This window comes from Microvirga terrae (assembly GCF_013307435.2).
Lineage (GTDB): Bacteria > Pseudomonadota > Alphaproteobacteria > Rhizobiales > Beijerinckiaceae > Microvirga > Microvirga terrae.
Map to the genome: position 1 here is coordinate 334,069 of NZ_CP102846.1, position 22,576 is coordinate 356,644.

Below are 22,576 nucleotides of genomic sequence, written 5' to 3' on the forward strand. Positions count from 1 at the left end.
TCTGACAGACGGTGTCGTTAGGCTGAGGCATGAGCCGAGGCCGGGCGCGGAGCGGTCGGGGTGCGCAGCGCCCGGCCTCGGCGTTCCCAAGGAGCACCGCCATGACCAACGAGCAGAAGATCATCCGCGCCAAGCTTGGCCTTTTGGAGCTGGCCAAGCAGCTCGGCAATGTCAGCCAAGCCTGCCACATGATGGGCTATTCCCGCGACAGCTTCTACCGCTTCAAGGAGCTTTATGAGACCGGCGGCGAACTGGCCCTGCAGGAGCTGACCCGGCGCAAGCCGCTCCTGGCCAACCGCACGCCACCGGAGGTGGAGGCCGTCATCGTTGAGCTGTCCCTGGAGCAACCCGCTTTCGGCCAGATCCGAATTGCCAACGAGATGCGCAAGCGCGGCCATTCGATCTCGCCGGCCGGCGTGCGTGGGGTGTGGCAGCGACATGATCTCGAGACGATGAAGAAGCGGCTCAAAGCCCTGGAAGCGAAGGTGGCGCAAGAAGGCCTGATCCTGACCGAGAGCCAAGTGGCAGCCCTGGAGAAGGCCAAGGCCGAGAAGGACGCGCACGGCGAGTTCGAGAGCGAGTGTCCCGGCTACTGTGGGGCGCAGGACACCTTTTACGTTGGCACCATGAAAGGAGTGGGGCGGATCTACCAGCAGACCTTCATCGACACCTACACCAAGGTGGTGTTCGCCAAGCTGTACGACCGCAAGACGCCGATCACCGCGGCCGACCTGCTCAACGACCGTGTCCTGCCGTTCTTTGATGCTCACGAGGTGAAGCTGTGTCGCGTGCTCACTGACCGCGGCACCGAGTACTGCGGCAATCCCGAACACCATGAGTACGAGCTCTATCTGGCGGTCGAGGACGTGGATCACACCCGTACCAAGACGAAGAGCCCGCAGACGAACGGCATCGCCGAGCGCTTCCACAAAACGGTGCTGGATGAGTTCTACCGTGTGGCGTTCCGCAAGAAGATCTATGGCTCGATCGCCGAACTCCAGACTGATCTCGATGCTTGGGTTCGGAGTTATAATGAGGAGCGGCCGCACCAGGGTCGGTGGTGCTTTGGCAAGACGCCGATGCAAACCTTCTTGGATGCAATTCCATTAGCGAAGGAGAAGATGATCGCAGCTTGAACACACTATCGGACAGATGAGCCCGACCAACTCTCGGACGCCAAATGTCAGATCAAGTTCCAGCTACTACACGTCATGCCTTTGAGCATCATCGCTGCGGCTTGGTAATCAGAGATGCTGTCCGGCAACACGATCAACCTATTCCCCGACATAACCCGCTGCTCAGAGTAGGTACCTGGGAGCCGCTTGAATAGCCCACACAGTTTCCGAGACCCACTTTGGGCACGCCTGAACTGACCTCCTCAGCGATGGCGGGGCAGCTTCAGTGCCAAGACCCCTCGACAAGGATATCGGGCACAGGCCTAGGATGTAATCGTCGACATGGTTGAGGCCGGTGGTCCATTGCCGAACGCATCCTTCATCCGAGCCTGGCTGGCTAACATGGACCCTTTCCCAGGGGAGAACCTCATGCTTCCCAGTCTCATAGAAGCGAATTGCAGGCGCACCGTGGAATACCTCGCGATACTGACCTGTAACTCCGCCTCAGGAGCAGATTGCAGGGCCCCAAAGGTCCAAGATGGCACTTATACGGTGTCATTCGAAGGTTTAGTTTCATAGCTCCCTCCCCTACGGCCGCAAAAGGACGATACCTACGCCGACCTGCGCTAGCCCGAGCCGACGAGGGACCCTCAAATACTAGGTAACTGACCAATGTCTCTAGGCTGAGAGACGTGCTTCATTCATCATGCTCCAACTGAGGTAACTAGATCCAAGTTGCCAAATCCTTTGCGAGCCAGCACATCGGGAGAGCAAGTGCTTGGTGAAGCAAGGGTTGCCTTCAGGGCTGATACCCAAGTTGGGTTGTCACAGATACTCCAGCTTATAAATCTGCCCAAGTTCAACGGCAGTGCTCCTTCACCTAGAACGGTCTCAGTGCGTGCGCCGGATCGCCTTGGCTTTAGGAAGCCGTGATGCTCATCGGGGTGCAGCTTCGATTGCTGCGGCGAGATCTTCGTACTCCTCGCATCGTGTTCCGCAGAGTGTCTCGATTATCTGCAACTGTTCCTTCGCGAGGTCCACCTTACCCTGGGTAACGTAAGCCTCTCCCAGGTATTCACGCACCTGAGCGTACTGAGGGTTCAACGCCACAGATTTGAGGTAGTAGCCGATGCCCTCGTCTGTCCGCCCGAGCTTACGCGTGATGTAGCCCCGATAATTGAGCACCTTCGCGGTGTTTGGGTTCTGCACCATATTGAGTGTATCTAGCGCCTCATCAAATCGTGCGTCCTTAGCCAATGCATATGCATAATCCGTCAGGTTATCATCAGAAAGAATTTCGCTTCGGGCATGAACGCATTTGCGAGATTGCTGGCTGTAGACCTGCCCTCGCGGACAGGTCGGCAGGGTTGAGGAGCCCTCGCCACTTCCGCCTTCCCCCGCTGCCATCGCAGGCGCGAGAATCGCACCAATTGATAGAATGGAAATGCTGGCCAATAGACCGAGGCAATGCGTCCTTTCAATGCGGTCTTTCATGGTGCCCTCCAAAAGAGTGTACAACAAACCAAACATGACCAATTGCTCCGATCGATTCACCTGCTCGTGAAGGGTCGAACCTCGAGGCGGCACCTATTAGAGTGGCTTACCTCTATCCAACCACAAGTAGGATAAAGGCAGCGAGTTTGCAGGGGCAGGCCCGATTGAACACAAAATAGGGACTAATGTGCGCCATTTTTGGCCAAGCTGATCCGCAGGCAAGCTTGTCGGTGTGTCTCCTCGATCACCGAAATAGACACATGTGCGACGAGGGTCTCCAGCGCATACTCGCGCACCGTGTCCCGCAACATGTTCGCGCCCTAGTGGCCGCTTCCGAGTACAGCCTGCCTGCTCAGGAGCCTAGATTGACCCCGGTTCAGCGCACATCCTCGCAGTTTTCCAAGCCCAGGCTCCAAGTAGACCGCTGAGAAGGGCAGCTGCGAGGTCGCGACACAAGAATGAGGAAACGCGGGATTTACGTCGGTTCCGACCTGAGGTAACGCGACACACCAGAGTTGAAGTATCTGTTAGATAGCCACGCCTGTCAGGGCAGCCTCCCGGCTCCGACCGCGAGCCTGTGGGCTCAGATCTAGCATGTGCAGCTGTAGCCCCTGCGAGCTCAAGGTCAGGGCTTGCTGTTCATACCTTGGAATTGTCCTCCCGCGGAGCCTTATCATGCGGCGCCCCACATCGACGTCGAAGAAGATGCTGCTTCCCGCAGACCACGGCGTCCGCATCAACAAGACTATGCGTTTCACTGCGCATGACGAAAGCCTGGTGTTAATAGCCGTTGTAGTGGAAGTGGCGAAGTTCTTCCGGAAGTACCCGCCCGTTCATCATTAGAATCTGCTCACTCCTCGAAAGAGTGGGTGTACCTAACCAGAGGCAAGCAACAGTGGAACTGCACAGTGATACCGCGAAACGAGTTAGGCAAATCGTGGCTTAGACCCACCAAACGAAACTGACGATGCTGATCTCTAGCTCTGGCAGGGGCGCGGGGTTAAGCTGATGGTGGCTGATCTGTGACCAGACCAACCGAACACACCCAGCTTGGCAGAGGAGCCCTGGTGGACCCATCCTTTCAGGCCGGCGGCAAGGGAGTTCAGGACCTCCAGGTGCTGTGGGAGGACGGCGAGCGCGCACTCTGCCGACGCCCGAGCCAAATCGATCAGACCACGGTGCTGGCGGTGGTGCCGGTCGCGGAGCACCCGTCCCCCGCCAGCGTCGAACGGCTGGCACATGCATTCGGCCTGAAGGACGAGCTCGATCCCGCCTGGGCGCTGCGCCCACTTAAGCTGGAGCGCGAGCGGGGCCGGACCGTGCTGGTGCTGGAGGATCCCGGCGGCGAGCCGCTCGCCCGGCGGCTCGGCTCACCCCTGCCGGTGGCGCAATTCCTGCCGCTGGCGATCGGCATCGCCGCAGCCCTCGGCCAGGTTCACCAGCGTGGCCTGATCCACAAGGACCTCAAGCCCGCCCACATCCTGGTTGGCTGCCCCGACGGGCAGGTGCGCCTGACCGGGTTCGGCATCGCCTCGCGCCTGGCGCGCGAGCGCCAGACGCCGGAGCCGCCCGGGACCATCGCCGGCACCCTGCCGTACATGGCCCCCGAGCAGACCGGGCGCATGAACCGCTCGGTGGATGCCCGCAGCGACCTCTACGCCCTGGGGGTCACCTTCTACCAGATGCTCACCGGCACCCTGCCGTTCGTGGCCGCTGATCCCATGGAGTGGGTCCACTGCCACATCGCCCGCCAGCCGCTGGCGCCACACGAGCGGCTCGCTCCCATTCCGGCGCCCCTCTCGGCCATCATCATGAAGCTGCTCGCCAAGACCCCCGAGGAGCGCTACCAGACCGCCGGCGGCCTTGAGCGCGATCTGCGCCGCTGCTGGGCGGACTGGCAGGCTCACGGCCGCATCGCCGCCTTTGCGCTCGGCCAACACGACACGCCCGACCGGCTGCTGATCCCGGAGACGCTGTACGGGCGCGAGCCTGAGATCGCCACGCTTCTGGCCGCCTTCGACCGGGTGGTGGCCGGAGGCAGGCCGGAGCTGGTGCTGGTGGCGGGCTATTCCGGCATCGGCAAGTCGGCGGTGGTGAACGAGCTGCACCGGGCGCTGGTGCCGCCGCGCGGCCTGTTCGCCTCTGGCAAGTTCGACCAGTACCGACGCGACATTCCCTATGCCACCCTGGTGCAGGCGTTCCAGGGCCTCGTGCGCCAGATCCTGGGCCAGGATGAAGCGGACTTGGCGCGCTGGCGCGCGGCCTTGCGGGAGGCACTCGGGCCGAACGGCCAGCTGATGGTCAACCTGGTGCCAGAGCTGAAGCTCATCATCTGCGAGCAGCCGCCGGTGCCCGAGCTGCCGCCGCAGGAGGCGCACAACCGCTTTCTGCTGGTGTTCCGGCGCTTTCTCGGCGTGTTCGCCCGGCCGGAGCATCCGCTGGCGCTGTTTCTCGACGACCTGCAGTGGCTCGACACAGCTACCCTCAAGCTGCTCGAGGATCTGCTCACGCGCGCGGAGCTGCACCACCTGCTGCTGATCGGCGCCTATCGCGATAACGAAGTCACGCCGGCGCACCCGCTCATGCGGAAGATCAACGCCGTCAGGACTACAGGCGAGAAAATCTCGGAGATCACGCTGGAGCCGCTGACCGAGACGGATCTCAGGCAGCTGGTGGCGGATGCGCTGCGCTGCGAGCCCGCACGCGCCGCACCACTGGCGACGCTGGTTCATGACAAGACCGGGGGCAATCCGTTCTTTGCCATCCAGTTCCTGGCTTCGCTCGTAGGAGAGGGATTGATCACCTTCAACCACGCCGAGGGGCACTGGGGGTGGGATCTCGCGCGCATTCACGCCAAGGGCTACACCGACAACGTGGTGGATCTCATGGCCGGCAAGCTCACCCGCCTGCCAGCCGAGGCGCAGCAGGCGCTACAGCAGCTGGCGTGCCTCGGCAATGTGGCTGAGATCAGGACCTTGTCGATGGTGCTTGGGGTGGCGGAGGAGCAGGTTGACAAAGCGCTGTGGCCAGCCCGCCGTCAGGAGTTGGTAGAGCGGACGGGTGATCGCTACCGGTTCGAGCATGACCGCATCCATGACGCTGCCTATGCGCTGATCCCGGACGGTGAGCGGGCAGCGGTTCATCTGCGGATCGGCCGGCTGCTCGTGGCGCATACCCCTCCCGGCCGACGGGAGGAGGCGATCTTTGACATCGTCAATCAGCTCAACCGCAGCGCAGCCTTGATCGCCTCTCAAGACGAGCGCGAGCAGCTGGCCGAACTCAATCTTCAGGCCGGCAAACGCGCTAAGGCATCCGCCGCCTATGCGTCAGCGATGACTTATCTCGTCGCCGGGCGCGCGCTGCTAGGCGCCGAGGCGTGGTCGCAACATTACCGCCTGACGTTCGACTTGGAGCTGCATCAGGCGGAGTGCGAGTTCCTGACCGGCGCCACGGCGCACGCCGAGGACCGCCTCGTGATGCTGGCAGAGAGCACCGATGATATCCTCGCTCTGGCACGTGTGACGGGCCTCTTGCTGTCGCTTTATCGTGTCAACAATCAGGATGACCAAGCTGTCTCAAGGGGACTTGCCTATCTACGACGGGCAGGCATCGACTGGTCACCGCATCCCACCGACGTAGAGGTTGAGCGGGAATATCAGCAGCTCGCAAGCAGAATCGGCGGGCGGACAATCAAGTCATTGATCGATCTGCCGCTGATGAGCGATCCCGCTTGCCAAGCCACCATGGAGGTGCTCGGGATGCTCGTAAGTCCAGCATCATTCACGGACGCGAATCTGTTTGCGCTCGTGGTCGGCCGCGCAACCAATCTCAGTTTGGAGCACGGCCACAGCGAGTTCTCGATTTTTGCGTATGGGACCTTTCCAACGATTCTTGGGCCGCGGTTTGGCAAGTTTCGAGAGGGTCTCCAGCTCGGTCAGCTTGCGTATGACTTGGTGGAGCAGCGGGGGCTCACCCGCTTCAAGGTCCGCGCCTACACGATCTATGGTTCACTTGTCACGCCCTGGACACAGCCTCTTCGGGAGACCATTGACGTTCAGCGGCGCGCCTTTGAGACAGCCCTAGAGATGGGTGACCCCGTGTACGCCTCATATACCCAAGACCATGGGCTGACAGTTCTACTCGCCAGCGGCGCGCCTCTGACCCAAGTACAGAAAGAGGCGGAGGATGCTGTAAGGTTCTCGCAACAAGTCGGTTTTAGCTACCTCGCCGACATACCCACTGGGCAACTGGTACGGGCGCTGCGTGGCCTGACACCGAGCCTAGGTTCCTTCAACGACACCGGTTTCGATGAGCGGGCGTTCGAGCGCGACCTGGAGGAACATCCGGTGCGCTCACGCCGGGCGTACCGTTACTGGATTTGCAAGCTCCAGGCCTGTTACCTGGCCGGGGAGATCGCCACCGCCCTGCAGGCTGCAGACAGAGCTTGGCCGTCAATCCCAGAGATGCATCGTCATTCCATAGAGACCGCTGACTATCATCTGTATGGCGCACTCACGCTGGTGGCACACTGCACCGCCCTGCCAGTTAACGCCCGATCTGAGCCGATGAACGCGCTTTTGGATCATCACCGCCAGCTGGCGTTTTGGGCGCAGGAGTGCCCGCAGAACTTTGCCGACCGAGCAGCACTTGCGGCGGCCGAGATTGCCCAGCTGGAAGGCCGAATGCTTGATGCCATGAACCTTTACGAGCAGGCCATCAGGTCAGCCCAGGCAAATGGCTTTGTGCAGAACGAGGCCCTTGCCTGTGAGCTTGCAGCGCGCTTCTACGCCAGCCACGGCTTCGAGAAGATCGCACAAACCTATCTTCGCGACGCCCGCGCGTGCTATCTGCACTGGGGTGCGGAGGGCAAGGTGCGGCACCTTGAGGCGATGTACCCGCACCTGAGAGCAGAAGAGCCTGCTCCTGCAACCACGATCGCCGCGCCTGTCGAACACCTGGATCTGTCCACCGTGATCAAGGTGTCGCAGGCAGTCTCGGGCGAGATCGTGCTCGACAAGCTGCTCGAGACGCTCGTGCGCACCGCCCTCGAGCAGGCCGGCGCCGAACGCGGCGTGCTGATCCTGACGCACGGGGCCGAGCAGCACGTGGCCGCCGAGGCCATAACCCGCGGCGACCAGGTCAGCGTGTGCCTGCGCGACGAGCCCGTGTCCCCCGACCGGCTGCCGGGGGCAGTGCTGCACTATGCCCTGCGCACCCGCGAGAGCGTCGTTCTCGACGATGCGGCGCAGTCCTCGTTCGCCGCCGATGCCTACATCCGCCAGCACCAGGTCCGCTCCGTGCTCTGCCTGCCGCTGCTCAACCAGGCCAAGGTCATCGGCCTGCTGTATCTCGAGAACAACCTGACCCCCCGGGTGTTCGCCCCGGCCCGCATTCCCGTGCTCAAGCTGCTCGCCTCCCAGGCAGCGGTCTCGCTCGAGAATACTCGCCTGTACAAGGACCTGGCGGAGCGCGAGGCCCGGATCCGGCGCCTGGTGGACGCCGACGTGATCGGGATCGTGATCTGGGACCTGGACGGGCGTCTGCTCGATGCCAACGATGCCTTCCTGCGCATGGTCCAGTACACCCGCGAGGATGTGGCCGCGGGCATGCGCTGGTTCGACATGACGCCGCCGGAATGGCAGGAGGCGCATGTGCTTGAGGAGGCGGAGGAACTGAAGACGACCGGCATGATGAAAGCGCGCGAGAAGGAGTTCTTCCGCCGGGACGGCAGCCGGGTGCCGGTGCTGATCGGGGCGGCCTGCTTCGATGAGCCGCCAGACCAGGGGGTGGCCTACATTCTCGATCTGAGCGAGCGCAAGCGGGCGGAAGCGGAAGCCCGCGAGAGCGAGCGGCGCTACCGTGAGGTGCAGCTGGAGCTGGCGCATGCCAACCGGGTCACCACCATGGGCCAGCTGACCGGCTCGATTGCCCACGAGGTCAACCAGCCGATCGCCGCCACGGTGATCAGCGCGCAGGCGGCGCTGCGCTGGCTGGGGCGTCAGCCGCCGGATCTGGACGAGGTGCGCCAGCTGCTGGCCCAGATTGTGAGCAACGGGGCGCGCGCTGGCGAGGTCATTCACCGGATCCGGGCTCTGATCAAGAAGGCGCCGGCCCAGCAGGATGTGCTGGCGATCAACGGCCCGATCCGGGAGGTGATCGAGCTGACCCGCACCGAGGCGATGAAGAGCCGCGTCTCAGTCACGGCCGAGCTGGCCGAGAACCTGCCGCTCATCTGCGGCGACCGGGTGCAGCTGCAGCAGGTGATGCTCAACCTGATCGTGAACGCGATCGAGGCGCTGAGCGGGATGCACGAGGGGGCGCGGGAGGTGGTGATCCGGACGGAGCAGGATGAGGCGGGTGATGTGCTTGTCAGCGTACGGGATACCGGCCCGGGGCTGGACGCGCAGGGGATCGAGCAGGTGTTCGAGGCGTTTTACACGACCAAGGCCAGCGGCATGGGCATGGGGCTGTCGATCTGCCGCTCGATCATCGAGGCGCATGGCGGGCGCCTGTGGGCGAGCCCGAACGAGCCTCGCGGCGCCAGGCTCCAGTTCACCCTGCCGCCATGGCAGGAGGATGTTGCCGCTGAGAATATCCAGTCACCTCACAGTCCGTGACGGGGAGAGTTCAGGCAGCAAGACAAATCCGCTCTCGGTAAATTGGTGGCGTGTTGCATCATGAGGTCGAGCAATCGATATGGAATAGAAGCAACCCATCCAATGATGCCAGTATCAATTATGGTCGCTGTCCTCGACTAAAAGTTCAACGCCATTCCTTCAAATCCGCGATAAAGTACTAGCTTTTGAACCTAAGCCTGCGAGAACTGACAGTCTGCCAGATATAACAGGAGCAGCTATCGTGCCCAGGGACTATCTCCATGTGAGCGATTAATCGCAAACAGGAGAAGTGACATGCGACATGTTCTTACTATTGGGCTGAGCGCCCTATTGATCGGCAACGCTGCTGCTATAGCCGAGCCCTCGAGACCCTTCAATCCGCCTCCGAATGCAGGCAATGTAGAAGTAAGCAACCACTCCAAAGGATATGGTGGACAAGGGCCGGCCGAGTATTTCTTGGAGCATCCTGATGAATTGTCGCATGATCGACCCGGACCTTACACTGACGGATCGCGCCGACGCCTCCCTCCCGTGCCAAATGCCAGTGGATCTCAGGTGACTAATCCGGATACGTATAGATAGACAGCGCAAGCACCTCTTTGGTGCGGCCGGAGCAGGCTCAACTTGCCCTTGCCCCAGTCGCAATTTAGAGGGTGGGACGCCAACCCCAGAAACGACTGGCTCATCGGATCGCGAGACATATTGCAAAGTGGTCCTCGCGATAATCTCCTGCTTGAGATCACGGTTGAAGATGCGTTGCGATCGTCGTCCCGGCGGATCAACGCCGCATCACATAGTGTCATTTCACAGCACCGTTGACCTCCAACCCGACACAGGTGGCCTGTGATGGTGCCTCCAGAGCGAAACTCTCCGTTGTGGACGTGATGTTCGGATTAATTGGCCATACATCTCATCATGCTGGATAGCCTTGACAATGCCAAAAGCAGCAGGGTTCTGGCGTGCGAAGGACGATCCCTATCCATGATGACTTGAGCAACGAACAACGGGGTCCGTAAAGTACGATAACAGATCAAGGCACCTATGGCTTGCGACGCCGCCGCGGCTCATTCAACTCTGTTGGCGCTTTTCCGGGTTCGGACATGAAGCAGGGAAACGTGATTCCGAACCGAATGTTTCGAGCGCCATGCAAAAACCTGTAGCGAGTACTCGGGTCCCGATAGAAAGAGATCATCAATGGCGGCATAGCAAGATCTATGACCACACGTCACCAACTGCGTCGGGTACCCTGTCCCAATGTCTGATGTGGCTGGTCGTGAAGTTTGAGACGATCAACTTCGGATTGTATCTCGTTGTTGTGCAAGGTTTGCTGGTTCTCCTCCTGAGTTTGGTGCAACTCGCGTTGAATGGCACGATTCGTTTGCTGAACCCTTTGCTCCGCAGGCGACTGTAAGGGGAGCACCTCAGTTTGGGCTAGCGCCGGAAGCGCTCCTGAGCTCAATGCGAAGAGCAGAGTAAGAACGGATAGCTTCATGTCGATCTCCAGAGAGTGGGCTCTCGATGATCCGGTCGCAGGTCATAGAAGGACTGTAAAAAGGAACTCCGCGGACGTCTTGATCACTGCCTCAAACTCGCCAGCCGATGCATCTCAGTCACCCGGCAACACCCGCACTGTCTATCTCTAAGCGTTTTGCGAAGCTCCAAGAGCGTATGCTGCAGAAAGATCCTGTCGCACATTGCATATACCGCCAGACGACCCGCGTCGGCTCGACTGATCAAGATCGTGCGGACTTCGACGAACCAGCCGAGTATGGAATAGGCATGGTCCCGGAAGGACCAGCACTCGACGGATAGTTCAGATCGCTGTTCACAGAACGTAGTCGGTCAGGCCGATATCGTAGATCAATCAGAGGGCGGAGCTCCACTGCCGCCAAGTCAAGTACTGTAGCATCCCGCCAGCGCTGTTTGCGGGGGCGAGTCAGTGCGACCAGACCTAACAGGGATTGCACCTCATCCTCAACTTGGAGAACCAGCCGACCGGAAATCGACTTTCGAAAATTGAAGCGACCTGTCAAAGTCATCGTCTATTCCTGACTTGCATTTACGATTACCTTCTGCCGGACATACGATCGACCCATGTAGAATGTCTGGGTTCTGCCGCATTTGTAATAATGCCCGCAGGGAAGTGCCACAGATCACCTACCCCGACGTCGTCGATGAAACTTTGTCCCGCGGCGTCAATGGCGGTAATGCGGGCACTGCCATATAGCATGTAGGCCCACTCGGCGGCCTTGTGCCAATGTAGCTCACGTAAGCTCCCAGCGTTCATCCTTTAGAAGGTTGCGCGGACCGGGATCTATTCCGCCATTATCAAGTCACTGAGTCTCAAGCGTGGAGAGTGCCATGGTCGCTCCCGATGCGTGCGCACTTATTAGGAGCCCTCCCACGCTGCTTGCAGCTAAGACCTTCGGGCGTGAGATGCGCTTCATGATAAACTCCGTTAAGATTATGGCTGCACTCCACAATGCTCCTGGCTGTATCCTAGGCCAATTGTTCGCCTGTTTAATTCGATTGCACATTCGTATGAGGTATAGGGACACTTCGACGTCGTGCGCCGAGTCGTCGCCTAACATGAACGCGGTCTCCCGTGGATGCACTAGGTGACGTTTAACGTGAGAATACTATCAGGTTGGCGAAGGATCAGGTTCGTGACAGTGTCGCTGATAGTAGTACGATGCCCGATCTGCTCCAAGGCCTCTTCCCCGCCGCGGCCGTCAAGTGATCTCTTAGACAGACGGTGGGGCTCTACCTGCCAATGGCTGTCGGGCATTTTACGAAGGAGGCACGCAACGGAGGCTCGAATGACCCATGTGACGAAGCTTGTAAGCGCATTCACATTTTCAGAAACAGTTCAGAGACTGCGTTCCACACTGGAGGGCAATGGCTTCACAATCTTCGCAGCGATTGACCAGCGCGAAGCAGCCAAATCTGTCGGTCTTGACATGCCTCCGACAACGCTGATCATCTATGGCAATCCGAGAGGCGGCACACCCCTGATGCTCGCCGCACCCGACTTCTCGATCGAGTTGCCGCTAAAAGTTCTTGTTCGAGAGGACACTGACGGCCGAGTTTTCGTGGTTTACAATCCGGCGCGCGCACTTGAAGGCAAGCATGGATTGCCAGCCGGCCTCGCCGGAAGGCTTGCCGGTGCCGAGCCCATCATCGCAGTCGCGACTGGGGCGGAGCCAAGCTAGTCTGGTCGATCTGCCAAGCCTCGGCCAGTGGACCTGGGCGTATCCTGCATCAAGACGAACAGCGCACTGCTACGGGGTGTCGGGGTGGCAGAGAACGCTGTTGTCTGGAGGAAAGTGGCCGACAGACTAATTCCACGACTGGATCCTTGCTGTGCCGCGTCGCGCCGCTGGCATCATTGTTTCAGACCACCCTAATTGTAGATCTTCTCAGGCATAGCTAGTAGAAAGAGCAATGATGTCTGTGAATTCATTGCGATCGCTCGCCCTTCTTCTTCACTCATATCACTTTCTCGGCAATGAGACGTCTCAAACTTGGGTCGATGACAATAATCACATAGAGTGGCTGCTTGGACGGTCGTGGTGAGATGTTCTTCGATGATGCTCGGGACCAAATGATTGCCCCTGAAGCAGATCCACCCGGTCTCACGACCGATAGGCAAGCAGAAAGCTAGTGGGCGTCTTCAGTGGAGTGGCGCTATGGGGCGCGGGTGCCTCCGCGTAGCATGACGAGCGTCAAATAATAAATACGCAAGTCAACACCCTGCGGAGGATAGCGGAGATAAACGCTGGAAGCCGAAGCTCTACGTCCGGAGCAGGCTCACTGTGACCGTCTGAAGCGCGCCTGAACGGCCACTTCACCATTGCCACTTACAGGATTGATCTGCGAACTCGCAGCCAATGCCAGTAACCGGATAGGGGCCGATGTTATCAGCCCTCACTGGTGCGGTAAAGGCGGCTCGCTCAAGACCGTGCCGCAATTCTATCGCCTATTCCTAAGGTTATTCGCACTCCGAGCCCACCGGCCGCCCCTTCGTGCCTTGCAAGAAAGCAAACTGAGGCAATTCTATTCTGGCGCTTCCCGCACAAGAAGAACGCTGATCACCAAGAACTGACATGCCTGAATGCACGAGTGCCGCTGGAGCGAATAGGATATGGCTCGGCAAGTAATTTCCAAAGCTTGGGCTCACATGGTGAGAAGCCTTGTATAGCCCCTATTGACAATCTGGGATACAGATCGTCTTCGCTCCATAATACGAAACGAGTGTGAGGTCACCCCTTCTTCGTTCCAGCCAACACCAATCGCCAAGCTTGGCTCGAAAGATGCGAGAGTCCGCGTGAGCTCGATCAGCACCCTATTATCAGCACCCTATTCAGGAGATCGGGAAGCGCGGGGGCGGTGCACCAGCCAACCCCAGCTTCGCGTCGACCGAGTATCTGCCTGAACCTGTGACATACAGCAGAAGAAAGCCGCCGATGATGCTAATGTTTTTGTAGAAGTTTATCATGTTTGCATAGCGGTCGACCCCATCCATGCTCCAATAGGAATGACCGATGAATGCGGTGACAAGGGTATAGAGTGCGAGCACCACCGCGAACGGTTGGCCTGCCCCATGTGGGTGATCCGTATGTGATGTTAATTCAGCGTCGGTCTGGGCGCCAGCTTGGAAGCCGAGACCAAGACCTCAGGTGCAGGTGGCCGGTAGCCCAGGGATGAGTGCGGGCGCACCGTGTTGTAATGCCGGCGCCAACTCTCGATGATCACCTTTGCCTCTTCCAGAGTGTAGAAGATCTCTCCTTTCAGCAACTCGTCCCGCAGCTTCGAGTTGAAGCTCTCGCAATAGCCGTTCTCCCAGGGACTGCCCGGCTCGATGTAAGCCGTCCTGGCGCCCACAGCCGCGATCCACTCGCGCACCGCTTTGGCCACGAACTCGCTGCCGTTGTCGGAACGAATATGGCCTGGAATACCACGCAGGATGAACAGGTCCGAGAGCACGTCGATCACATCGACGGCTTTCAGCTTCCGGTTCACCCGGATCGCAAGGCACTCGCGCGTGAACTCGTCGATGACGTTGAGCATGCGGAACTTGCGCCCGTCATGGGTGCGATCTTCGACGAAGTCATACGACCAGACATGGTTGGGGTACTCCGGCCGCAGCCGGATGCAGGATCCGTCGTTGAGCCAGAGCCGGCCTCTCTTGGGTTGCTTTTGTGGCACTTTGAGCCCCTCCCGCCGCCAAATCCGCTCGACCCGCTTCTTGTTCACGAGCCAGCCAGCGTCTCGCAGCAGGGCTGTGATGCGCCGGTAGCCATAGCGGCCGTACTGAGTGGCCAGAGCGATGATGTCGGCCGTCAAAGCCGCTTCATCCACCGGCTGTTGGGGGACCTTGCGCTGGGTAGAGCGATGCTGGCCCAGAACCCGACAGGCCAACCGTTCCGAGACACCATATTTGGCGATCACATGCTCTACACAGGCGCGACGGCGGGCGGGGCCTACCAGTTTCCCGACGCAGCTTCCTTGAGGATGAGCTTCTCCAGGGTGAGATCCGAGACCGCCCGGCGCAGCCGGGCGTTCTCCAGCTCGAGCTCCTTCATCCGTTTGACTTGATCGGATTTGAGTCCGCCGTACTCATTGCGCCACCGGTAGTACGTGACCTCCGTCACACCGATCTGGCGGATGGCCTCGGCCATCGTCCGGCCTTGTGCCGTCAGCACGTCTACCTGTCGTAACTTGGAAACGATTTCTTCGGCCGTGTGCCTCTTCTTGCCCATCTTCAGTCCTCCTTCGGCTCAAAAGCCATACTTCAGGGAGGATCACTTTTCAGGGGGCAGACCACGGTCGCGTCCAGACCCCGAGAATAACCGCGATGGACACTAGGAACTCGACGATTATCGCCACGAGAGTAGCAATCATTGGCAAGGGAACGCCGCTCTGCGTCACGTAAGCAACGGTTCCTGTGTAGTCTGTAAGCTTACCCCAGCCGAATGTTAGAAACAGGAGGGCAAGCAGGATACGAGCGATCAGTATGCCCCCGTCTCTGATCCTTCCAGCGCCGAAGTCGTTCATGAGCCGGCTCCATATTTATTGACGACTTGCAATTTTTGCAAGGCGGGAGAGCGCGACGTGACGGCAGCAAACAGTCAGTGCACCCACGATCCCCGTGTTCCAAGCAAGGATATGTGTTCCTGTAAACATGAGTGCGACGCAGGCCAAGTCTGCGCCAAGCGTAACGTCTGCGCCGAACGCCAAATTCTTCAACTCCAACCCCTTCCTCGATCCTTTGCTTCTCACTTTCGTCTCCTTTCTGACCTTTGTTTCTGTCACCTCTCCATTGGACTGAATCCACCGAGTTAAGGAGAATGCTCCAGTCTGGCGCCTCAACCAATTCTACGCAGGTATCTGTCGGCTTATGCTAAGGTTTGGGGGCTGGGCACGATGAATGAGGGAGCTTTGTCAGCGGCGCGATATGCTACTGGCAGCCTCGCGTTAATCTTCTCACTCGTTTTCTGCCGCATAAGCACCACTGACACCCCAGTCATCCGCTCGTTTTGGCAGGCCAATCGAGCTCCCCAACAAGGAGGGCAGCCTTTCGCAATGGCCGTTGCTAAACTCGAGTTGATATCTCATACCGAGCCTCGCGGATCACCATTGAGGCGCCCGTTCCCGCAAGGCGATCGACATGATGGTCTATGGCTGAACCGTGAGCTAGGTCCATACTGCGCAGCAGAGATCGAGAACTCCATTGTAGAACGTGAACACCCATTTCAAGATCCAGTTCTCTCTGATGAACTGCCAGCTGTTCTCGACAGGGTTAACTCAGGTGATTTTGTAGGCAGCGGCAACAGGGTGATGTTGGCCAGCACCGTCAGCTTCCGCGAGACGTGCCATCCAGCCTATTTGAGCAGCACCGCATACGTATCCAACGTGAGATTCACTTTGGGAGTATGACTGTTGACAATGCGGCCATGGCCGTACTGGTCGCGCGAGTGACAGAGCTCGCATCACGGTCCTGGGTGCATTGTACCTGTGGATCATCCGTCGATACTTTGATGTAATTGCCGTCGTTCATCGTGGTCGCATACACTCTTCAGTGCAGGATAGTGCTCGATTCGCTTTCCTGAGGCCCTTCTCGGGCGCGTTTCCTCCCTGAACTTGGGCTGCCGGCAGTAGCAGCCCATTTCTTTTGGCCTCGACTGTTGTGGCGGTCAGTAACTCTGCCGACGCGTGTGGCAGTTTACGATCGTGGATGCCTCAGTCAGGCTATCCTGCTGGCCTTATTGGATCACGCCATCCAGGAAACGCGGGCCGCTGTCCGGGCGGCACGATTGGCCGCCGCGCCGGTTCGCTCGCATGGTCTGACAAATGACAGAAGCGCGAAAAGCCGTGACTGATCACCTGAGTGGCGCCGACTTGAATACTGATTATCGGCTAACGGGCATGCTTCCATGTCGACCGCCAACGGCTCTGGTAAGAAGATTGTTCTTCTCGACAAGGATCGGGCATTCTCGAAAGACCACACGAAGCTTCGGTAGCATACTGCCGAAGTGGTAATCGCATAGCATCAATCCGCACACGAGAGGCCGCTCCTAGCGACCTCCCCTCGGGTCGTAAGCGAAGAAGCCGTGAAACCGATATTCTCTCAACTCAGGAGCGACGGATAGGTTCTTGAGTGCACCCTCAGTACGTCGGGAGCATCGTCATGGTATATCGGGCTAGTGCCCTCGCTCTTGGGGCCATGCAGCCATACGAATCGCCCAGCAAGGAACTTGTTCGGGTTTACTACGAGTAAGTCTTCAAAGCAGCTTAGGAGGCAGATGTGATCCCTCCCACCCATAACCGCTTGACACGTCGCGGTTTCTGTCTCTGCTGTACCGGCGCCACGATATTCGCCGCCACCGGTGGATGGCTGACGCCGAGAGAGGCTTATGCTCAGGCAAAAGGTATCGTAGGTGTGATCCGCGCCGCTGCTGAAAGAGATCCCATCAAGTTGCATCATCTGCGGGGCAATGTCAGTGTCCTTGAGGGATCTGGCGGCAACGTTGCTGTTCTCCCCGGATCTGACGGTAAGGTTCTGATTGATGCGGGCATCTCGGCATCACGATCTCGCATAGTCGAGGCCATGAGCACGCTCGGTCCAGAACCTATACGGCATTTGATCAACACTCACTGGCATTTCGACCACACTGACGGCAATGAGTGGCTGAAAATGGAAGGTGCAAATATTCTAGCTCATGAGAATACGATCAAGCACCTCAGGTCGGCACAACGAGTCGAAGACTGGGATTTCAACTTCCCACCATCACCACCGGCGGCACTTCCCACCGAGTCCATGTCTGCTGAGAAGTCGCTTCGGTTGAACAATTCGACACTGCTTCTGAAGCATCAACGTGATGCACATACGGACGGCGACATTACAGTCGCATTTGCCGAAGCCGACATCTTCCATACAGGCGACATATACTGGAACGGCATTTATCCGTTCATCGATTACTCGACCGGCGGAAGCATCGACGGAACGATCCGAGCCGTCGATGCTATCCTTGAAACCATAAGCGCTGAGACGATTGTCGTTCCTGGGCATGGGCAGCCCGTGAGCAACAAAACAGAACTAAAAGACTATCGAGAGATGCTGGCCTCGATCCGCAGCAATGTAGCCGAACTAAAGAAGCAGGGTAGATCACTGGATGAAGCGATTGCTGCAAGACCAACCGCCACGTTCGATGCTAAGTGGGGACAGTTCGTTATCGATCCTGCCTTCTTCGCAAAGCTCGTTTACGAAGGTGTCTGAATGTAAGGATCTGGCCTCACACCGCATTATGAAGTTCTCTCACCATCGTTCCTCCAGTCGTCCAGAGCGAGACGCATTTTATGTTAGATGCTAAAGGTGGGGCGACCTTATGGTATTGTATTCACACGTGCCAGAACATCACCTGATATGTCGGCGTAGGTCCTATCGTCTCAACATCGCGCGCTCTTGAATTAATCGGTACAGATCGAACGCCTGAAAAGCCGATACAGATCGCAATATCGTCGCGAGGCATGTTCGTATGCTTCTTGTATGACATCAGCTCATCTACTGATACAAATAAGGATACCATTATGGCTAGCATGAAGGGTGTTAAACCATTCAACCGTTCCCGAGCCTGTCCCTGCTCTGATCTTTCCAAATTTGACACCAAGGCCGGAGCATTTGTTTATTTGCCCCCCGCCCGTTGCAACCTCTTGGATCCAACAGTTGAATACTCAGAGCATCGACGCAGAGCGCAGCCCTCATGCCAGAACTCAGCGAGGCTGTAGATTACCGATAAAGGTAGATCTACGAATGACGCACCATCCCCGTCCCGAGCCTCGCACACCAGTGGGATTGCTCTGGCGATGAATCATCTTCACGAGGGTTCAGACAAAGTCCGACCTGCTCATAGGGCTATTTGATACGTCTATGGCCCAGTCATGACGCTTATATGCTGCCTGCGGGCCTTTGCTGCTCCCATTGCTAGGATGCTTCCCGCACCACCGATGTCGAGCGCAAGAACCAGAACTGTTAAGACAGCCATCACTCGTCTCGACCCCCAGTAACTCCAATCACCCATTCTGCGTCTCCTGTGACCTGCTATGCAGGATTGCGATGCGGTGCATGCGATCGTCAAACATGGCTAGTAGGGAATCGTAGGTGGAGCCCTCAAGGTGCGTGGAAAAACGTAGTGCGCCTGGCTATGTCTCGAGGGTTCGCTCGCCATGTGGACATCAGCCACCACGGCGATGCCATTGTTGTCGCCCATAGAAGCGAGGTATTAGCAGCCGCTACGATCAGAGCCGGGAGATCGGCTAAGGGGCTTTACACCCACTTTGCCCATCCTAGGAACAACGATACCGAAATAGTCATCTTTGTCCTCAGCTTAGTGGTGCAGAACACAACTTAGGCCAACGTTTTCAGACCAGCCAAGGCCTCTCTTTCCCATGTACACCGGTGGGCTCTCAGACAACACAGCTCATGTGGTCAATCAGCTAGAGCCATTTCCGCTTACTCCGGTTCATATCCAGCGGCCCTGAAGTAGTTAGCGCATTCCTCGGGCGAGAACTCGTCTAACAGTTCACCGATGGTCTGCCAGAGCGCGTCCTTGGTGCGGGCAGCCGCCTTGCGCAGCAGTGCCTTAAGCTTGGCGAAGGCATTTTCAATTGGGTTGAAGTCAGGGGAATACGGCGGCAGGCGCCTCAACGTCGCCCCTGTTGCCGCGACAAGCTCCCGCACCGTCGCGCTCTTGTGCGGCGGCAGGTTGTCCAGGATCACCACGTCGCCCGGCCGGAGGGTCGGCACCAGGATCTGCTCGACATAAGCCGCAAACCACGGGCCGGTCATCGGCCCATCCAGCACCATCGGCGCGGTAAACCCGCTCAAGCGTAGACCGGCCACAAAGGTGGTGGTCTTCCAATGTCCGTGCGGCAGTCCGACCCGCAAGCGTTGGCCTCGCGCGCAGCGTCCATACAGGCGTGCCATCTTGGTCGAGGCGCTGGTCTCGTCGATGAACACCAATCGTTCCGGGTCGAGATCCAACTGCCCGTCAAACCAAGCCTCGCGCGCGGCTCTGACATCGGGCCGGTCGCGCTCGCAGGCGTGGGCGGTTTTTTTTGACGGTGATCGCCCGCGCGTGGAAGAAGCGCCAGAGCGTGCCGATGCCAGCCGAGACGCCGCGCTCCTGCTTCAGCCTCGCCTGCATCTCGTGAAGAATGATATGCGAGGAGGCTTCAATCAGCTCCAGCAGAAAAGCCGCATGCGCGTCGAGCTTGGAGTGCCTGGGTTGACCCTGCCGGCGGGCAGCCACCTCGCCGGATCGAGCGCGGCGCACCCACAGAACGGCGGTTGAGATGCCGACCCCATAGCGGGCGGCGGCCTGCCGCACTGAGGCGCCACCCAGGGCTGTCTTGATCACCCGGTCCCGCAGATCCTGACTGTAAGCGCGTGCCATGCCGTGCCTCCATGTCTGGACGCCAGCAGGCCACATCAGATCTCAAAGCGGAATCCCTCCGACTCGGAATAGTCGGAAAAGGCTCTAGTCTCACAAGGCTCCATATTACGAGGCCCCACAGAATACCTGAGCATCCAATTAGCGCATCATACCTCTCGATCAGTTCAGATAGACTGAAACCAGTTGAATTGAAGCGATCATCTTCAGGAGATTCATTTTTATGGCAAACCAAGGAATTCCGGCCTCTCTTAGCTTTGAGATGCAGGTTATCCTCGTTGCCGAGCATCTGGCGACTGGCAATACTCACAGTGCGACCTCGTCATAGATGCGGTCCATATCAGTCAAGATGATCTCTTGCGGAGATGTCACGATAAGGTTTTGGAAGTGGCATGTGGCCCAAGAGTTTGCGCACGATCAAGACCGTCAGATACAAGCATCACTCCTCCCCGCCTCAGATCATCATCTGTGTGGTCTGGTTGTCTTTCCGCTTCCTCTGAGCTATCCGCTGGCTGCGGAGAGGCTGCTCAATCCGGCGTGCTCCTCTCCTATGGCAGATGCGGAAGTTGGCCCCGATTGATGCTCGCTGCCTCACTTGAAGCTTGGATACGCGTTTGGCAGATGCACGTTCGGATCTGATTAGAAACGGCAGATTCGGGAGACGTCCGGAGGATAGGGGTTGCGATCATCCCAGTAATTGACATGAATGAAGGAGTGCCGAAAGCAGCCTGCTTATCGAGAGCAATCGGAACCCGATTTTGGCATTCCCCGCGCCGCCGAGCAGATAGACGCCGATGCCCTTGAGCGGCGGCTCGGTTCCTGAATTAAAGGAGCTATTTATGAATCTCTGAAACAAAATGGATGCGGTGGATCCCTAGAAAGTCCACCTTGACGGATGTAGCGCTTGAAGCATCCGGAACGCCGAAACCATTAATACGTTGCGATCATGCGGATGCCGGCCACTGCTTCATCCCGGAGAGCTCTGACGGGATTGGTCTTCGGATCTGGTACATGACCTCCCGGATGGAAGATGTACTGGAAGTCGGGCTGAAGGAACCATCCGTTCGCCAGTTGAAGTTGATACGTCATTTCCAGGACGGCCTCGTAGTCCCTGATCACGGTAGGCGCTCGGGAAAAGAAAGCCGTGTCGCGGTCGAAGCCGCGAGCCCTGGACGAGATTGATCCATATCCGAATGCGATGCCGAACACATCGTCCTTCCGGGTTGGCACGAGGCCCTTGAAGCTCAAGCCTGCATCTGCGTAGAAATTGATTAGGCTCCTGTCCGCTGGGCTGAACGACAGCCTCGTGAACATGCCGACTTCCGGGCCCGAGTATTCACCGCTGGACCCCCCGCTCCGGTCACGCCACAGGGTCTGGTCGAGTACGCCGTAAACACCTTGATTGCCGCGATGGCGGGCAGGTTGGCCCAAGCTTTCGGGATCCGCCAGGGGAAAACCACCGGCGTCGAACCGGAGATCATTGAATTGGGCTGTATGATACCAGGTGCCAACCTTCAAGGTTCCCGGAAGGCTTCGTGCCCCATTATCTGAATTGTAGGTGTATTGCGCTTCGCCGATGTAAAGTGGCGGGTCATCTAGCCTAAAGTTCGTCCCTCTGCGGTTGAGGCGCTGGGGATCCGCATCACCGGGCCCAGCCGGATCGCCATTGAATACTGCAAGGAGCAGCGTCAGTGGGGTGTCCGGAGATTTGACCTTGATTCGCGCTCCCGGAGCGGAAAGCGGATAGGCTGGCCCTCCACTGGGCAGGGCGGCTGCGGTGATGGCAGGCCATCCGAACGTGGCATTCACGAACAGCCCTGCGTAGCTGCTTGTCAGGAATTCCGAGTCGACGGCCATCTGCCCGATGCGGATTGATGCCCATGTCCCGATTTCCTGTTCGAGCCAGACCTCCTGCAGCCGTGTCGAGGGAAGGGCCTCAATGCCACTGACGGTCAGGAGATTGCTGAGATAGTAGCGAGACAGTCCCCGCCCGTGGATCTGGAGGAAGTTTGCGTGGATCGTCGCCCCGGGCCACCCTACGAGGGTATGCAAGTCGGCATGCACGATGCCTTCCAGCTTTCCTTCATAGATCGGGCCAGTCCGGACGCCGCCCTTCAGGTTTGCCAGAGCCTCGGCGGTGTAATTGACGCAGAGTTGGAGCCCAGTGGTGTCCAGGTCCTTGGGAAAGCCTTGTATCGTCCAGGTGCTTGCCAGTGTCTCGGATGCGCTACATGGCTCCGGAGGTCTAAGGGGCCGTGCGTTGTCCTGAGCAGCCGCACCACATGCGACCAGCGAAGTCGTTACTCCATAAGCAAGCAGCGCTGATACAGACCTGAAGCTCCAGACGTCGCCGCGCGCGGTGCTATACATGGAACGTCACCCCACCAAGGAAACTCAC

At 58.6% G+C, this 22,576-nt stretch carries 9 protein-coding genes and 3 pseudogenes; 4 read left to right on the top strand and 8 right to left on the bottom strand.

Translation table 11 applies throughout. The features are described 5' to 3' along the window. The first annotated feature begins 101 nt into the window (after positions 1-101). Positions 102-1,136 (top strand): IS481 family transposase, encoded by a 1,035-nt coding sequence (locus tag HPT29_RS26215; protein WP_173946042.1) that lies wholly within the window; start codon positions 102-104, stop codon positions 1,134-1,136. A gap of 915 nt (positions 1,137-2,051) precedes the next feature. Here HPT29_RS26215 and HPT29_RS26220 read toward each other — a convergent pair. Beyond that, positions 2,052-2,609: a hypothetical protein gene (locus tag HPT29_RS26220; protein WP_173946043.1), complete on the bottom strand. Its 558-nt coding sequence runs from the start codon at positions 2,607-2,609 to the stop codon at positions 2,052-2,054. Between the two features lie 1,067 nt (positions 2,610-3,676). Here HPT29_RS26220 and HPT29_RS26225 point away from each other — a divergent pair. Continuing rightward, on the top strand, positions 3,677-9,226 hold the full coding sequence (locus tag HPT29_RS26225; protein ID WP_259060859.1) for a trifunctional serine/threonine-protein kinase/ATP-binding protein/sensor histidine kinase: 5,550 nt from the start codon (positions 3,677-3,679) through the stop codon (positions 9,224-9,226). A gap of 2,128 nt (positions 9,227-11,354) precedes the next feature. Here the strand turns inward: HPT29_RS26225 and HPT29_RS26230 are convergent. Then, a pseudogene (locus HPT29_RS26230) lies at positions 11,355-11,513 on the bottom strand (cupin domain-containing protein); the annotation flags it as partial. Between the two features lie 532 nt (positions 11,514-12,045). On the opposite strand from HPT29_RS26230, the gene HPT29_RS26235 reads away from it, so the two are divergent. After that, the gene (locus HPT29_RS26235; protein WP_173945035.1) at positions 12,046-12,438 is read left to right on the top strand and encodes a DUF302 domain-containing protein; all 393 of its coding nucleotides are present in this window, start codon (positions 12,046-12,048) and stop codon (positions 12,436-12,438) included. Between the two features lie 1,151 nt (positions 12,439-13,589). Here the strand turns inward: HPT29_RS26235 and HPT29_RS26240 are convergent. From HPT29_RS26240 to HPT29_RS29040, 4 genes and pseudogenes are all read right to left on the bottom strand, one after another. Further along, positions 13,590-13,811, bottom strand: a pseudogene (locus HPT29_RS26240) (DoxX family protein); the annotation flags it as partial. Positions 13,812-13,852: 41 nt separating this feature from the next. Next, positions 13,853-14,988, bottom strand: a protein-coding gene (locus HPT29_RS26245) for an IS3 family transposase (protein WP_173944985.1) whose coding sequence is annotated in 2 segments (ribosomal slippage) — positions 13,853-14,724 and positions 14,724-14,988 — 1,137 coding nt in all. Because the reading frame shifts where the segments join, the coding sequence is not laid out codon by codon here. Positions 14,989-15,037: 49 nt separating this feature from the next. Beyond that, entirely contained in the window at positions 15,038-15,283 is a 246-nt protein-coding gene (locus HPT29_RS26250; protein ID WP_173945031.1) for a DoxX family protein, read from the bottom strand. A 645-nt stretch (positions 15,284-15,928) separates the two neighbouring features. After that, positions 15,929-16,110, bottom strand: a pseudogene (locus HPT29_RS29040) (IS630 family transposase); the annotation flags it as partial. A gap of 923 nt (positions 16,111-17,033) precedes the next feature. Between HPT29_RS29040 and HPT29_RS26255 the strand changes: the two are divergent. Next, complete coding sequence (locus HPT29_RS26255; RefSeq protein WP_259060861.1) at positions 17,034-18,005, top strand: MBL fold metallo-hydrolase; 972 nt, start codon at positions 17,034-17,036, stop codon at positions 18,003-18,005. 1,233 nt (positions 18,006-19,238) lie between these two features. On the opposite strand, the gene HPT29_RS26260 is transcribed toward HPT29_RS26255, so the two are convergent. Together HPT29_RS26260 and HPT29_RS26265 are read right to left on the bottom strand one after the other, a co-directional pair. Further along, positions 19,239-20,181, bottom strand: a protein-coding gene (locus HPT29_RS26260; RefSeq protein WP_259060839.1) for an IS630 family transposase whose coding sequence is annotated in 2 segments (ribosomal slippage) — positions 19,239-19,848 and positions 19,847-20,181 — 945 coding nt in all. Because the reading frame shifts where the segments join, the coding sequence is not laid out codon by codon here. Between the two features lie 927 nt (positions 20,182-21,108). Then, positions 21,109-22,548, bottom strand: coding sequence for a carbohydrate porin (locus tag HPT29_RS26265; RefSeq protein ID WP_173945608.1), 1,440 nt, complete (start codon positions 22,546-22,548; stop codon positions 21,109-21,111). Positions 22,549-22,576 lie beyond the last annotated feature (28 nt).

What these genes read in the sequence shown, in the direction of transcription:
- HPT29_RS26215 (WP_173946042.1), top strand. Translation starts at nt 102, where the DNA reads ATGACCAACGAGCAGAAGATCATCCGCGCCAAGCTTGGCCTTTTGGAG.
- HPT29_RS26220 (WP_173946043.1), bottom strand. Translation starts at nt 2,609, where the DNA reads ATGAAAGACCGCATTGAAAGGACGCATTGCCTCGGTCTATTGGCCAGC.
- HPT29_RS26235 (WP_173945035.1), top strand. Translation starts at nt 12,046, where the DNA reads ATGACCCATGTGACGAAGCTTGTAAGCGCATTCACATTTTCAGAAACA.
- HPT29_RS26250 (WP_173945031.1), bottom strand. Translation starts at nt 15,283, where the DNA reads ATGAACGACTTCGGCGCTGGAAGGATCAGAGACGGGGGCATACTGATC.
- HPT29_RS26265 (WP_173945608.1), bottom strand. Translation starts at nt 22,548, where the DNA reads ATGTATAGCACCGCGCGCGGCGACGTCTGGAGCTTCAGGTCTGTATCA.